Source organism: Haloarcula sp. Atlit-7R (assembly GCF_003666065.1).
Classification (GTDB): domain Archaea; phylum Halobacteriota; class Halobacteria; order Halobacteriales; family Haloarculaceae; genus Haloarcula; species Haloarcula taiwanensis.
In genome coordinates this window covers 1-14,431 of the sequence record NZ_QXIK01000005.1, presented here as the reverse complement: position 1 = coordinate 14,431, position 14,431 = coordinate 1, and the positions used below count along the sequence as shown (strand labels likewise).

Sequence of the window (14,431 nt, the reverse complement as noted above, 5' to 3'; positions counted from 1 at the left end):
ACGATGTTGGTCTGGCAGGCGCTGACGGACACCACTGTTATCTTGCCGCCGGTCGAGGGCCAACGTATGGAAGACGCGACCGTGACGCTGTCTGTTGACGACGGGATCGCCACAGTGACGCTGAATCAGCCGGAGTCGCGAAACGCCCTGTCGGCAGAGTTGGCCGACGCACTCACTGCGCAGTTCGAAGCGGTGACGGACAGCGACGCCCGGTGTGTCGTACTGGAGGGCGCGGGACCGGCGTTTTGCGCTGGCGGAGATATCAATGCGATGTTACAGGGCGTGAAACACGACCGACCGCCGGCCACGCAGGTCGAACTGGTGGTTTCGTCGCTCCACGAAGCGATTCGGACCGTCCATAGCTGTCCGCTCCCAGTCGTCGCAAAAATCGACGGCCCCGCCTTCGGTGCCGGCGCAGGACTCGCGCTGGCCTGTGATATACAGATCGCAAGCACTGCCGGCCAGATCGGCTTTGGCTTCCGGCAGGTCGGACTGGCGTGTGACTCCGGCGTCTCCTATTTCCTTCCACGTATCGTCGGCCCGAACAAGGCCAAAGACCTCCTGTTTACCGGCGAACTACTGGATGCTGCGGCGGCCGAGGAACTCGGGCTGTTTACCCGGGTGTTCGACGCAGAGACGTTCGAGTCGGAGTTTTCGGCGCTTGTCGCGGATATCGCCGCTGGACCGACGGTCGCACTCGGGCACGCCAAGCGGCTGGTCAACCGAAGCCTGGACAGTTCGCTGGAACAGGCACTCGAAAACGAAGCCACCGCGCAGGGTGTCGCGTTCACAACTGCCGATCACGAGGAAGGGACGACCGCGTTCGTCGAGAAACGCGACCCGGAGTTCGAGGGCCAGTAAGTTGATTACTGTGACCGACGCAACCACTGAGTCAGCAATCGGTAGTCAGCAGACAGATAATGTCTACGAGCTTTCCAACGCAGATTCGACCGAGCACACGTACCGTGACTGAGCGCGTCTGTCCCTCCGCCGGGACGGGAGTTCTGACATGACCGACAACCCCCCGGACTGGGAGTTCAGCGAGCGGGATATGTACATTCTGAGAGAGCTCTCGGCGGACCCCCAGCGGTCGTCCCGCGAGCTTGCGGACCTGCTGGAGTCCGAGTACGACATCGACGTGTCTCACGTAACGGTCAGCGAATCGATCCGAGAGATGCGTGACGCGGACGTTTTCCGGGAGACCATCGTCCCGAACGAGGAACTGTTCAATTTCGCACTGTTCGAGTTCAAGTTCAATCCCGAGCATTTCGCCGACTCCTGGCACGACGCGATGGTGTCCATCCGGGACGACCGGCACACGCTCTTTTACTTCCTCTCCGACGGTGAATATCAGTGGAAGTCAGTGATGATGTTCCCGAGCCGAACGGCCGAATCCCGCTGGATACACGACTTCTATAAGGAACACGGCGACGTGATCCAGAACGTCCGGAACTCGGTCGTTCACAATGTCCTGAAGTTCAAGACAGACCCGGAGGTGTTCACAGAACTCAACGGTGAACGGTCGTAGCCAACGGGAGAGACGGATCGAAATAAAGACGAGAGAATCCGACGCAGGGCCAGCCTGCTTACAGTTTCCGCTCGGCGTCCTCGGCCAGTTCCTTCATCCGCTTGCTGACACGGCCCGCGTCAGAAAATTCGTCTTCGCTCATCGCCGTCGCCAGCGAGTTTCCGAGCACGAACACGGCGTGTTTGTGTTCGCTCTTCGATTTGTGCACGTCGGAGGGACGCACGTCGAGTTCCTGGTAGGCGTCGAACAGGTCGGGGTCAACCGAGTCCATGTCGTCGCGGAAGTACTCCATAATCGTCACCATCTGCTCGTGTAGCTCGAGAAGCTCGTCTTTGTGCATAGCTACAGTATGCGGTGGCATGTGCATAAGAATTGCTTGAGAAGGGATACCAGACGCTCACGCCTGTATTTTCAGAAGACGTACTCGTCGTCGTGGCCCATCATGCCGTCTTCTTCGAACCCTGGTTCCTCGTCTTCGTCCTGTGGTCCGGAGGTTTTGTACGCCTTGAGCCCGGTCGATAGGAGGTCCTCGATGGCTTCCTCGCGGTTGAGGAACTCGCCTTTTTCGACGAGCTGCGCGATCTGCATCTCCAGGTGTTCCGGGATATTGATCTCTACCTTAGGCATCGCAACATAGGGGGCTTCGACTATGCCCTATTTAAACCTGACGGGGGTATGTTCGGAGATTGCAGAATTACAATTGTAGAACTGAGAGAGGAAGTTCGTAAACTCAGATATTAATTTCCGCGAATCGGAATCCGGTTGCTGTCACGTCGCGTGGCAGGTCAGAACGGCGAGAACTCGGCGGCTCCGGGCGGCGGTCCGGTTGTGCGCGGAATCGAGCGTATAGTTAGGCTCAAAGGTGCGCAATCCTAAGGCATGGCTGATGGAACCACTGCGTGGTGACGGGACGACGGTTGGTGAGACAACGGTCGTCGCACGCGGGTGTCGCCTCGACGATGCACCGGTGCGAGCGGTACTGGAGACAGACGCTCGCCCCCGGTTCTTCTGGGCGGCCGGTACAGAATCAATCGCAGCCCGCGGGAGCGCGGCGACTGTGACTGCCGACGGGCAGTCGCGGTTCGACGACGTTCGGACAGCGCTCGAAGCGCTGTTCGATGACTGCTCCGTTCCCGACAGCCTCCCGAGCATCGCTCGACCGCGAGCGTTCGGCGGGTTCGCTTTCCACAACGGAACACACGAAGGGGAGGACTCTCCCTGGGATGGGTTCTCAAGCGCGGCGTTTTTTCTCCCCGAGATACAGGTGACAAGGAGAGACGACGACGCCTGGCTCACGGCGATTGCGACAGGTCCCGAGGCCGCGACCGAAGCTGAGACGCTACTGGGTGAGTGGCGCGACAGGCTAGCCACAGACACCGAACGCGAGCCGGGCACCCCACCGGGAATTTCACACCGGAAGCGCACGCCAACACAAGACGGCTGGCGCGAGCAGGTGTCGGCCGCCATCGCAAGCGTCGACTGCGGCGACCTCCAGAAGGTCGTCCTCGCACAGAGTCTCAGGGTCGCGCTGGAGACCGACCTGTCGGTCCCCGACGTGATGGCGCGGCTGTCCCGGACCTACCCGGACTGCTACCGGTTCATGCTGTCGCCCGAGGCCGGCGGCACCTTCTTCGGGGCCACGCCGGAGCGGCTGGTCTCGGTCCGCGGGCGCACCGTCAGGACAGAAGCGCTCGCCGGCTCGACGGGCCGGGGCGACACGCCCGCCGAGGACGAGTGGCTCGCCGCCGAACTCCTCGATAGCGAGAAGGACCGCCACGAGCAGAAGCTCGTCGCCGACGCGATACGCGACCAGCTGGAGCCGTTCGCCTCGACGGTCCGCATCGGCGACCGAACGGTCCGCCGGCTCGCCACGGTCCAGCACCTGCGCACGTCGATAACGGCCGAACTCGACGACGACGAGCACGTCCTCTCACTTGTCGAGGCGCTCCACCCGACGCCGGCCGTCGGCGGCCTGCCGCCGGACGCCGCGCTGCGGACGATACGCGAGACTGAGGCGTTCGACCGCGGCTGGTACGCCGCCCCTATCGGCTGGGTCGACGCCGCCGGCAACGGGACTTTCGCCGTCGGCATCCGCTCGGCCGTCGCCACGGAGCAGAAGACGACCCTCTTTGCGGGCGCGGGCATCGTCGCCGACAGCGACCCCGACCGCGAGTGGGACGAGGTCCAGCTCAAGTACCGGCCGATTCTGGACGAACTGGAATGACCGCGCCGAACGTCAACACGCTGTGGGCGGAGACACTCGTTTCCGAACTCGTCGCCGGCGGCGTCGACGCAGCGTGTCTCTCGCCCGGCAGCCGCTCGACGCCGCTGACGGTGGCCTTCGCCGAACACCCCGAGGTCGAGGTGTTCTCCCACCTCGACGAGCGCTCGGCGGCCTTCTTCGCGCTGGGCCGGGCCCGCCGGACCGGCGAGCCGACGCCGCTGGTCTGTACCTCGGGAACTGCGGCCGCGAACTACCACCCGGCAGTCATCGAGGCGAACCAGTCAGGCGTCCCGCTGCTCCTGTTGACGGCGGACCGACCGCCGGAACTCATCGACAGCGGCGCGAACCAGACCGTCGACCAGGAGAAACTCTACGGCGATGCCGTCCGGTGGTATCGGGACATGCCCGAACCCGAGGCCGAGCCCCGGAAGATGCGGATGCTCCGGACCACGGCGGCCCGTGCGCTCACCGAAAGCACCGGCGCTGACCCGGGCCCGGTCCACCTGAACTGTCGGTTCCGGAAGCCGCTGGAACCGACGCCGACGCCCGCGGACGATCCGGACGGCGTCCCGGACGACTGGGCGGGCGGCGACGACGCGGCCGAAGCCGGCCGCGACGGCCCGTTCGTCTCGACCAGCGAGGGCGTCGCCGAACCGGACGAGGAGACGGTGCGCCGCGTTCGAGCGGCGCTTCGGACCGCCGAACGGGGTCTCATCGTCGCCGGGCCAGCCGATCAGGGGCTCAGTGCCGGCTCGCTGGAGCGGCTGGCGTCGGCGACAGGCTTCCCCGTTCTGGCGGACCCGCTGTCGGACCTGCGGTTCGGCCCCCACGTCGACCGCCTCGACGTGCCGGTCTGTGGCGGCTACGACGGTTATCTCGGCAGTGACGGCGTCGAGGAGTGGGGCGACCCCGACGTGGTCGTCCGCTTTGGCGCGTCACCGACCTCGAAGCCGCTGCGACATTACCTCCATGACGCCGACTGCCGGCAGTTCGTCGTCGACCCGAGCGGCGGCTGGCCGGAGGCCGAATTCACGGCGACAGACCTGCTCGTCGCCGACTCCGACGCTACCGCTGACGCGCTCGCGGCGAAGCCGCTGGGTGGCGGTTCGGAGTCGTGGCGCGAGCGGTTCGCCGGGGCGGAACGGGTCCACTGGGCGGCCGTCGACGAAACCGTCGCCGAAACCTACTGGGAGGGCGGCGTTCTCGCGGACGTGGCCGCGCTGGCCCCGGACCCAGCCACGCTGTTCGTCTCCAACAGCATGCCGGTGCGGGACGTGGACCGCTTCGGGCGGCCCCGCGACGCCGACCTGACCGTGCTGGGCAACCGCGGGGCCAGCGGCATCGACGGCATCACGTCGACGGCGCTCGGGGCCGGCAGCGCGACGGCGGACCCGCTCGTGCTCGTCACCGGCGACCTGGCATACTACCACGACATGAACGGCCTGCTCGCGCTCGGGCGCTGTGGCGTGGACGCGACGGTCGTCCTCGTCAACAACGACGGCGGCGGCATCTTCCACATGCTCCCAATCGAGGACCACCCCACCTTTGAAGACCAGTTTCGGACGCCACACGGTCTCGATTTCGAGCCGACAGAGGCGCTCTATTCGCTTGAGTTCGAGCGGGTGGCCGACCGCCGGGCGTTCCGCGAGCGGTTCGGCGAGTCAGTCCGGAGCGATGGGACACAGGTCATCGAGGTCCAGTTCGATGCCGGCGACAGCCACGCAGTCAGAGACCGGCTTGCCGAACAGGTCGCCGAGGCCCTCGCCGGCGACTGATTTTTCAGAGCCGCAACACCGACGCTGTCAACAGCGAGAGTCCGAACGGGAGCCACGTCCCCGACAGCGCGAGCGCCCCAATGAGCGAGAGCGCGCTGATGTTCAAGACCACCAGCAACACCGCCGTCGTCAGGCTCCAGCTCCCAAATACCATAATCGCAATCGTGGGCTCGGACTGGAGGTAGCCGACCATGAAGAGGGTACAGGCCCCGATTGTCAGGTTGACCCACAGGGGGAACGCCGGCAACAGTGCGCTGAACAGCATCACCGGATAGAGGGCGAACGTGATGGCAAACAGCGTCAGCCCCCGGCCGGTCGGCATCTCCAGAAGCGACCCGCGGGACGGCGTGTCGGTCTGGCGAACGGAGTACGTGGCCGACGAACTCCATGTGGCCTCGCCGCCGGCATTGTCGCTGAAATCGCTAGTCGCAGCGGCCCCGGAGCGACGGGTGGAACCTGCGTTCGACGCGGCCGCCGTCCCGCTGGTCGGATCGGTCGACTGTTCGTCGCTCGACGACGCATCGGTGTCGGTCGTCGAGCGGTCGGCTCTATCTTCGGCGACGCGCTCCCTTGCAGCCCGTTCTCGTTGTTCTCGCTCCCGGGCGCTTGTCCGGGACGTGCCCTGACCAGCGCTTGCCTCGGTCCGGTCGCTACCTGACGGAGATCCGCCATAGCCCGCCCGCCGTGCCGCTTCGGCCACGTCACTGCTGTGGGCGTCTGCCATATTGCTCTCGCCCGCAACGTAGGCGTCGTGACCCAGCCGGTCGTATCGCGCCCGCTCGTCCTCGTCGGTGAGCACGTCCCGGGCTTCGATGAGCCGCTGTGTCGCCTCGCCGGCGTCAGCAGCGTCGCTCACGTCGGGGTGTGTCTCTTTCAGTCGTTCCCGATAGGCCGTTTCGATGGCCGCCGTCGACGCGTCAGTCGGGACGCCCAGTATCTCGTAGAACGTCTCGCTCATGGCGGCCGAACCACCCGTCCGCGGCTCTGGTCGGTCACTCCTCCTCAACGCCTCCGTCAGTCTCCGCGCCACGGCCGGACGACTCGCGGTCCCTCGCGAGGCGTTCGAGCGCCGCCGCGATGCGTTCGAGCGTGAACACGAACCGCACGATTAGATACAGAACCCAGGGGACAACGGCCACTAGCAGGCCGAGGAGAATCTGCTGGACGATAAGCAGGCTGTACAGGACGATAGCCACGGAGAGGCCTGCGAGTATCCCTATCACCGCCTTGCTGTTCGGGTTGGAGGGCATCGCTAGCCCGTTCACGCCCGCGGAACCAAAGCGTTTGCTCCCGCGTGGATACGAGGAATCTTTTTGCGAGGGCCGTCCCGAGCCACGGTATGGTCTCTGAGCTATTCGACCCGGCCCGCTGGACCGCCGTCGACCGGTTCGACTTCACCGATATCACCTACCACCGCTCGACGGAGACGGGCGCAGTCCGCATCGCCTTCGACCGGCCCGAGAAGCGCAACGCCTTCCGCCCGGAGACGGTCGACGAACTCGCGACGGCGCTGGACCACGCCAAGCGCCAGACCGACGTTGGCTGTGTCCTCCTGACCGGGAACGGCCCCTCTGAGAAGGACGGGGGCTGGGCCTTCTGTTCCGGCGGCGACCAGTCCATTCGGGGCGAGAGCGGGTACGAATATCAGGCGGACGAAGATAGCGAGTCGCGGAGCGACTCGGAGCGGTCGAGCGGGGAGTCCGGCGACCCGCGAGACGTCGGCGACCCGGACGCCCCCGAGAACGTCGGCCGCCTCCACATCCTCGAAGTCCAGCGCCAGATCCGTCACATTCCAAAGCCCGTGGTCGCCGTCGTCCCGGGGTGGGCCGTCGGCGGTGGCCACTCCCTGCACGTCGTCTGTGACCTCACGCTCGCCAGCGAGGAGCACGCGAAGTTCCTCCAGACGGACCCCGACGTGGGCAGTTTCGACGGTGGCTTCGGCTCGGCGTACCTCGCCCGACAGGTGGGCCAGAAGAAGGCCCGCGAGGTGTTCTTCCTCGGCAAGACCTACAGCGGCGAGGAAGCCGCCGAGATGGGGATGGTCAACGAAGTCGTGCCACACGAAGACCTCGAAGACACCGCTATCGAGTGGGCCGAGCGGATGAACGAGAAGTCGCCGACGGCGATGCGGATGCTGAAGTACGCCTTCAACCTCGACTCGGACGGGATGGTCGGCCAGCAGGTGTTCGCCGGCGAGGCGACCCGGCTGGCCTATATGACCGACGAAGCACAGGAGGGTCGTGACGCCTTCAACGAGGGCCGGGACCCGGACTTCGACGACGTGCCCTGGCACTACTGAGCCGACGGAACGGACGGAACTGCGCGCTCAGTCCTCGTAGGCCAGCGTCATGACCCACTGCGAGAAAGTATCGTCGTGGGGGTCGACTTCTTCATCGCCGATAAACGGCGAGAGCTGGTCACCGGCCATCAGGAGCGAGAAATCCAGATCGCGGGCCGCAGGCGTCAGGTAGTACGTGTTGTGGCCATCGTACACCGTCTCCTCACGCTGAATGAGGTCCTTCTCGAACAGGGACTCGACGATGCGACTCCCCTTTCGCGAGGAGACGTCGAGTTCCTTCCAGAAGTCGCTCTGGTGGATGCCACCGGACTCCCGAATCAGTTCAAGCCCGGCCCGCTCACCATCAGAAAGGTCCGCCTCCGACGCTGCTGAACTCATGTATTACTCATACCGTGAGTCGGCCGCTTAAATCTGACCTTCGACCGGGCGGTACGGCGTCCGACATGGCGGCCCGGCCGCGTGCTGATACTCGTGGTCGGCACCCAGTGTGATGAGCGACGACGACCGCGTCCCGAATCCGTCGCCGTGGACGCAGACGCCGTACTCGTGGTCGCTGATGGTTTCGCCTGCCCGGTCAATCCATTCGCCGGCGGACTCGCCCGGTTCCGGTCGCATGGCCTCGTGTAGCCGCGCCGCGTTGTTCGCCTGCTCCTCGCCGGCGTCGGGCCGACGCGATGGAATCCGGTAGTCGCCGTCCGCGCCGACGTTGACGACGACGTGAACCCCGGGCTGGAAGTTCCGGACCGCGAGCTGCCCGTCCCATTCCAGCAGCACGGCGGCGTTCTCGTCTGCCAGCAGAAGATTGAATCCCGAGTATTCGGACTCTCTGGTCGCCTGTTCGACAGCGCGGGCGGCTGATTCGGCCGTTTCGTGGCTCAGCGCGTCCCGGACGAGCAGGCCGCGTGAGCGGTCGCCGGCAAGATCGGTGTCGATCCAGCGGTTCGTCACCGCCGCTAGCAGGCCGTGCTCGTTGTAACCTATCCACGTGCCGTCAGCTTCTTCGTCGGCGGGCGCGACGACGCGACTCCCCCAGTGGCGCTGTCGCGGCGGCTGTGACGGCCTGTCGAGTCGCTCGTCGCGGTTCGCTGCGACCGCGACGGGCGTGCCGTCGAAGACCTGCCACGCGAGGACGATTGTACACACGGGCTTCTATACGCTATCGACGTAGAAAACCGCTTGGCTGTGGCCCCCAGTCCGCTATGCCGATTCGTCCGATTCGCTGGCAGTCCTGAGCCGCGACCGGACGGCCTCGCGGTCGACGGTGCCCGAGGGCGTCCGCGGGAGCCCGTCGACGACCCGGACCGTCTTCGGGACCTCGTAGGCCGCGAGCCGCCCGGCGCAGTGCTCGCGGACGGCCGCGGGCGTCACGTCCCCGACGACCAGCGCGGCGACCCGCTGGCCCCACTCCTCGTCCGGCAGACCCACCACGGCCGCGTCCTCGACGGCGGGGTGGTCCCGAACCGCCGCGGCGACCGTGCCCGCGTCGACGTTCTCGCCGCCGGTGACGATACGGTCGTCGACGCGGCCCTCGACCCAGAGGCGGCCGTCGCCGTCGCGGTAGCCTAGGTCGCCTGTCCGGAAGCCGAACTCGCCGAACGCCGCGCCGTCGCCGCTTAGATAGCCCGACGTCACTGTGGGACCGTCGACGACTATCTCGCCGCGTTCACCGGGATCGCAGGGCTCCCCGTCCGAAACGACCGTCACGTCGGTGAACGCGAGCGGCTGGCCGACGGTGCCGGCATAGTCGAAGGCCGTCTCCGGCCGGGCCGTCGCTATCTGGGACGCCGTCTCGGTCATCCCGTAGGTGGGACAGACCGGGACGCCCCGCTCCCGACAGCGGTCGACGAGCGCCTCGCTCGCCGGCCCGCCGCCGAGCAGGACGAACCGGAGCGCGGACGGCGGTTCCCAGCCCGCATCGAGCAATCGCGAGAGCATCGTCGGCACCAGCGAGACGCCCGTCGCCCCGTGCTCCGCGATGACCCGCTGGGTCGCGTCGGCGTCGAACGACCGCTGGACAACGACCGCCGTGCCGTACAGCGCGCTCCGGACGAACGAGGCCAGCCCGCCCATGTGGTAGGTCGGCAGGCAGACCAGCCAGCGGTCCGTCGGCAGGACGCCCAGCCGGTAGGAGGACGCGACGGCGCTGGCGACGAGGTTGCCGACCGTCAGCCGGACGCCCTTGGGTTCGCTCGTGGTCCCCGAGGTGAAGACGACGAGCTGGGTGTCCGTCCGGGAGAGGCCCGCCGGCGTCACGTCGGACTCCCGGTCGGCACTCGCTCCGTCCGGCTGGACCGGGAGGTTTGCCACCGAGACGACCGGGCACGTCGCCGCTTCCGCGGCGAGGTCGCGCGTCGACGGCTCACAGACCAGCAGGTCCGCCTCGACGGTCGCACACTGTGCCCGGAGCGTCGCCGCGTCGAGTTCGACGTTCAGCGGCGCGACCGTCGCGCCCAGTCGCATCGTTGCGAACAGGAGCGTCCCGGTTTCGGGTCGGGTCGGCAGGAGTGTCGCGACGGTTGGGTCTGCGTCGAGTCGCCGGTCGAGGTCGGCGGCCACCGCGTCGACGGCGGCGTCGAGTTCGCGGTATGTCGCCTCGTTGCCTGCGTCCGCCGCAACCATCGCCGTCCGGTTTGGCGTGGCGCTCGCCCGGTGGGTCACGAGGTCTTTCGTCGGCCAGTCGATTGGGTCACGCATCGGTTTCCACCTCTGCTGGATTGATGCCGAGGCCGGTCGACTGGGGGACCGACATCGCGCCGTCGGTCACCGTCGTCGGGTCCGGCGCGAGGTCGGCGGCCAGTCTGTCGCCGGTCGCCAGACCGCAGGCCGAAACGTCGGGAATCGCGGCGGCGACGTGTAGCGCCGCGAGGCGGGCGACGACCGCGTCGATAGTCGTCGTGACGACCGGCTCGACGCCCTGCTCGCGGGCGCGCATCGCCAGCGTGTGGGCGTTGCCCGGGCCGCCCAGCACCATCGGCTTCAGTATCAGCACGTCGGCTGCGTCGGCGTCGAGCACGCTGTCGACCCGACGGTCGACGAGCGACTCATCAAGTGCGACGCCGACGCCATTGCCCCGAAGCTTGGCGTGGCCGGTGAGGTCGTCGGCCGGGAGCGGCTGTTCGACGTAGGCCACGTCCAGCGGGGCGAGCCGGTCGATGGCGTCTGCGGCCTTCTCGCGGGACCACGCGCCGTTGGCGTCGGCCCGCAGGGTCACGTCGTCGCCCACGCGCTCACGGACGGTCCGAACGCGCGCGACATCTTCGTCAACGGTTCGCTTCCCGACCTTGACCTTACAGCAGTCGTAGCCGGCCGCGACCGCCCGCTCGACGGCGTCGGCGGTTTCGGTCGGGGACCCGTCGCCGACTGTCGCGTTGACCGGGACGCGATTACAGTGCCTGTTGGAGTCGAACCACCGGTATAGCGGCACGCCATCGGCCCTGGCGTCGGCGTCCAGCAGCGCGGTCGCGAAGCCGTGGCGGGCGGCGGGAACCGATGCGGCGTCAAGCGAGAGGAGAATGTCCGTGTGCCCGCCGTCGGCCGCGACTGTGGTCGCGTCGTCGAGCGCGCGCTGACAGTCGTCGGCGGACTCAGTCCAGCCCGGAAGCGGCGTGGCTTCGCCGACACCCGTTTCGCCGCGGTGGTCGTAGCGGACGACGAACCCTGAACGCTGGCTGATAGTCTCGCGGGCGGTGGCAAGCGGACTCGACAGCGGGAGCGAGAACGGGTCGACCTTCATAGTAACTGTGGGATGGCGAGTCCCAGCGCGAACAGAACGGAGTGGGCGAACAGCGTCTGGCCGACCCGTTCAAGCGTCGGGTTCAGCGCGTCGCCGCCGGTCTGCGTGAGGACTGTTTTCGAAATCGTCGCCGCCAGTGGCAGGGTCAACAGCGGAGCCAGTGCCGGCAGCCCGTACTGGCCGTCAAGGGCGAACACGACCGGGACGGCGTAGGCCATCCCGACCAGCAGGAGAAATTCGACGCGGCTCCATCTGTAGCCCATGTAGACGGCCAAGGTCTTCTTGCCCGCGGCGCGGTCCGTCTCGCGGTCGCGGATGTTGTTGACGACGAGAATCGCGGTCGACAGGCCGGCCGCCGGGAGGCTCGCCGTGATAGCGGCGGCAGTGACTGACCCCGGCGGGAGTGTCATCGGGAACGTGCCGACGCCGCTTGCGCTCGCAACAGCCTGCACGTAATATGTGCCGGTGACCGCGATGACGCCAAAGTAAACGAACACGAACAGGTCGCCCAGACCGCGGTAGCCGTAAGGGAACGGACCGCCGGTGTAGAGAATCCCGGCGGCGATACCCGAGAGGCCGACGACGACGATGGGAAGGCCGCCGACTGCGACGAGATAAATACCGATGACGACGGCGAGCCCGTAGGTCGCGATCATCGCTCGTTTGACTTCGTCGGCGTCGATGAGGCCGCCAGCGGTCACTCGGGTGAACCCCTCGCGTTCGTCGGTGTCGGCCCCCTTCACCGCGTCGTAGTAGTCGTTCGCGAAGTTCGTTCCAATCTGGATGAGCAGCGCACCCACCAGCGCTGCGACTGCCGGCAATAGAGCGAAGACGCCGGCGTGGACTGCCAAGCCCATCCCGACGATGACCGGCGCGGCCCCGGCAGGCAGTGTCTGTGGCCGCGCGGCCATCACCCACGCCTGCCGCTTCGAAACGTCCGCCGTCGCTGTACTCATTGGCGAAAACTGGGGACGCTATCCCCAAAGCGACTGTGGTTCGACGGACACCCAAAATATGACCCGTTCTGAGACAGCAAGATCAGGGGAGTATCACAACCACTTTATCATGATTAACCATACGATAGCCTGAGATGCATAAGCCACTGCTTACCACGGATTTTCTCGACCGGGCGCGGGAATACTACGGGGATAAAGAGGCCATCGTCGCCACGACCGGCGAGCGCTTCACATACGACGAATTCGGCGAGCGAGCCGACGGGTTCTCTGCGGCGATGGCTGCCCGCGGCATCGAGAAAGGGGACCGGGTGGCCGTGCTGGACCCGAACACGCACTACCAGCTCGAAGCGGCCTACGGGACCATGCAACTGGGCGCAGTCCACACACCACTGAACTACCGGCTCGTGCCGGACGATTTCGAATATATTCTCTCGGATGCGGAGGTCGACGCCGTCTACGCGGACTACGAATACGCTGATAAAATCGAGCCGATCCGCGACGAGGTGCCCACCGAAATTTTCGTCACCAACGACACGGACGCCGTCGACGGCGACTGGGAATCGTTCGACGAGATCATCGAAGAGGCGGGGACCGGCTACGACCGCCCCGAGATGGACGAGGACGACCTCATCACCATCAACTACACGTCGGGGACGACCGGCGACCCGAAGGGCGTCTGCCGGACCCATCGTACCGAAACGCTCCACGCTTACATCGTCGCGCTCCACCAGGAAATCCGCGACGACGACGTGTACCTCTGGACGCTCCCGATGTTCCACGTCAACGGCTGGGGCCACATCTTCTCCGTGACGGGGATGGGCGCGAAACACGTCTGCACCCGCGGCGTCGACGCCGAGGGCATCTTCGACGCCGTCAGGACCGAGGACGTGTCCTACCTCTGTGGCGCGCCGACGGTGCTGAACATTCTGGCGGACCGCTACGACGACCACGATGGCGACATCGAGACAACGGGAGCCAACGACGTTCGCATCGCCACGGCCGGCAGCGCGCCGCCGGAAGCAGTCATCCGGACCGTCGAGGACGACTTCGGCTGGTATCTGAAACACGTCTACGGCGCGACCGAGACCGGCCCGCTTGTCACGACCTCCGACGCTCGCCGCTTCTTCGACGACGGCAGCGACGCCCGCTTCAGCGTCAAGAAGCGGCAGGGCATCGGCTATCTCGGGACAGACGTCCGGGTCGTCGACGAGGACGGCAACGACGTGCCCCACGACGATGAGACGCTGGGGGAAGTCGTCGTCCGCGGCAATCAGGTGATGGACCGCTACTGGAACAAGCCCGAACAGACCGAGGAGGCTTTCTCGGACCGCGTCGAGGGCTACTACCACATGGGCGACCTGGCGACGGTCGACGAAGACGGCATGATCGCCATCCGCGACCGCAAGAAGGACATCATCATCTCCGGCGGCGAGAACATCTCCAGCATCGAACTGGAGGACACGCTTTACGAACACGACGCCGTCAGCGACGTCGCGGTCATCCCTGCGCCGAGCGACGAGTGGGGCGAGACGCCGAAGGCCTTCGTGGTCCCGAACTCCGGTGACCCCGACAACCCCGGTGTGACAGCCGAGGACCTCCGGACGTTCACCCGCGAACAACTGGCGACCTACAAAGTCGTTCGCCGGGTGGAGTTCGTCGAGGAACTGCCCACGACGGCGACCGGGAAGGTCCAGAAGTACGAACTCCGCGAGCAGGAGTGGGAAGACGAGGACGAGATGGTCGGCCAGGGGTAGCGACGCGCGCCACCCTCACAGACATGTAGAAGAGGGGCACTGTCTAGTTGAGCGAGTTTGAGAAGCGAGGAGGTCGTAGCGAGAAGTGTTCATGCCACTCGCAGACCTCCTCAGAGAAACGTTAGATGAGGACAGCCAAGACGTTTGGGAGAATGAGCGCAC

At 66.2% G+C, this 14,431-nt stretch carries 15 protein-coding genes and 1 pseudogene; 7 read left to right on the top strand and 9 right to left on the bottom strand.

Features of this window, described 5'->3' with window-relative positions; genetic code table 11:
• Positions 1-3: 3 nt before the first annotated feature.
• On the top strand, positions 4-861 hold the full coding sequence (locus D3D01_RS11855) for an enoyl-CoA hydratase/isomerase family protein (RefSeq protein WP_121512330.1): 858 nt from the start codon (positions 4-6) through the stop codon (positions 859-861).
• Positions 862-1,009: 148 nt separating this feature from the next.
• Positions 1,010-1,528, top strand: coding sequence for an Lrp/AsnC family transcriptional regulator (locus D3D01_RS11850; protein ID WP_101350023.1), 519 nt, complete (start codon positions 1,010-1,012; stop codon positions 1,526-1,528).
• Between the two features lie 58 nt (positions 1,529-1,586).
• Here D3D01_RS11850 and D3D01_RS11845 read toward each other — a convergent pair whose 3' ends face one another.
• Positions 1,587-1,868 (bottom strand): UPF0058 family protein, encoded by a 282-nt coding sequence (locus D3D01_RS11845; protein ID WP_004517945.1) that lies wholly within the window; start codon positions 1,866-1,868, stop codon positions 1,587-1,589.
• 71 nt (positions 1,869-1,939) lie between these two features.
• Positions 1,940-2,155 carry a ribbon-helix-helix domain-containing protein gene (locus D3D01_RS11840; RefSeq protein ID WP_004517946.1) on the bottom strand — a complete coding sequence of 72 codons (216 nt, stop codon included), beginning with the start codon at positions 2,153-2,155 and terminating at the stop codon, positions 1,940-1,942.
• A 259-nt stretch (positions 2,156-2,414) separates the two neighbouring features.
• Here D3D01_RS11840 and D3D01_RS11835 point away from each other — a divergent pair, with 259 nt between their 5' ends.
• Together D3D01_RS11835 and menD are read left to right on the top strand one after the other, a co-directional pair.
• The gene (locus tag D3D01_RS11835; RefSeq protein ID WP_121512329.1) at positions 2,415-3,752 is read left to right on the top strand and encodes an isochorismate synthase MenF; all 1,338 of its coding nucleotides are present in this window, start codon (positions 2,415-2,417) and stop codon (positions 3,750-3,752) included.
• Positions 3,749-5,527: a 2-succinyl-5-enolpyruvyl-6-hydroxy-3-cyclohexene-1-carboxylic-acid synthase gene (menD, locus tag D3D01_RS11830; RefSeq protein WP_121512328.1), complete on the top strand. Its 1,779-nt coding sequence runs from the start codon at positions 3,749-3,751 to the stop codon at positions 5,525-5,527. Before D3D01_RS11835 ends, menD begins: the two co-directional genes overlap by 4 nt.
• Positions 5,528-5,531: 4 nt before the next feature.
• On the opposite strand, the gene D3D01_RS11825 is transcribed toward menD, so the two are convergent.
• Positions 5,532-6,485, bottom strand: a complete 954-nt coding sequence (locus tag D3D01_RS11825; protein ID WP_121512327.1) for a J domain-containing protein — start codon at positions 6,483-6,485, stop codon at positions 5,532-5,534.
• Positions 6,486-6,519: 34 nt separating this feature from the next.
• Positions 6,520-6,777: a hypothetical protein gene (locus tag D3D01_RS11820; protein WP_101350027.1), complete on the bottom strand. Its 258-nt coding sequence runs from the start codon at positions 6,775-6,777 to the stop codon at positions 6,520-6,522.
• A gap of 89 nt (positions 6,778-6,866) precedes the next feature.
• Between D3D01_RS11820 and D3D01_RS11815 the strand changes: the two genes are divergently transcribed.
• The gene (locus D3D01_RS11815) at positions 6,867-7,826 is read left to right on the top strand and encodes a 1,4-dihydroxy-2-naphthoyl-CoA synthase (RefSeq protein ID WP_101350028.1); all 960 of its coding nucleotides are present in this window, start codon (positions 6,867-6,869) and stop codon (positions 7,824-7,826) included.
• 27 nt (positions 7,827-7,853) lie between these two features.
• Here D3D01_RS11815 and D3D01_RS11810 read toward each other — a convergent pair whose 3' ends face one another.
• The 5 genes from D3D01_RS11810 to D3D01_RS11790 are packed head-to-tail and all read right to left on the bottom strand — an operon-like array spanning position 7,854 to position 12,515.
• Positions 7,854-8,204: a MarR family winged helix-turn-helix transcriptional regulator gene (locus D3D01_RS11810; RefSeq protein ID WP_101350029.1), complete on the bottom strand. Its 351-nt coding sequence runs from the start codon at positions 8,202-8,204 to the stop codon at positions 7,854-7,856.
• 27 nt (positions 8,205-8,231) lie between these two features.
• The gene (locus tag D3D01_RS11805) at positions 8,232-8,969 is read right to left on the bottom strand and encodes an NRDE family protein (RefSeq protein WP_121512326.1); all 738 of its coding nucleotides are present in this window, start codon (positions 8,967-8,969) and stop codon (positions 8,232-8,234) included.
• A gap of 54 nt (positions 8,970-9,023) precedes the next feature.
• A complete protein-coding gene (locus D3D01_RS11800) occupies positions 9,024-10,520 on the bottom strand; it encodes a class I adenylate-forming enzyme family protein (RefSeq protein WP_121512325.1) in 1,497 nt (498 codons plus the stop codon).
• Complete coding sequence (gene menC / locus D3D01_RS11795; protein WP_121512324.1) at positions 10,513-11,559, bottom strand: o-succinylbenzoate synthase; 1,047 nt, start codon at positions 11,557-11,559, stop codon at positions 10,513-10,515. The genes D3D01_RS11800 and menC overlap by 8 nt, the downstream gene beginning before the upstream one ends.
• A complete protein-coding gene (locus tag D3D01_RS11790) occupies positions 11,556-12,515 on the bottom strand; it encodes a 1,4-dihydroxy-2-naphthoate polyprenyltransferase (protein ID WP_121512323.1) in 960 nt (319 codons plus the stop codon). The genes menC and D3D01_RS11790 overlap by 4 nt, the downstream gene beginning before the upstream one ends.
• Before the next feature lie 134 nt (positions 12,516-12,649).
• On the opposite strand from D3D01_RS11790, the gene D3D01_RS11785 reads away from it, so the two are divergent.
• Both D3D01_RS11785 and D3D01_RS11780 read left to right on the top strand, forming a co-directional pair.
• A complete protein-coding gene (locus tag D3D01_RS11785; RefSeq protein WP_121512322.1) occupies positions 12,650-14,269 on the top strand; it encodes a long-chain-fatty-acid--CoA ligase in 1,620 nt (539 codons plus the stop codon).
• A 91-nt stretch (positions 14,270-14,360) separates the two neighbouring features.
• A pseudogene (locus D3D01_RS11780) lies at positions 14,361-14,431 on the top strand (IS6 family transposase); the annotation flags it as partial.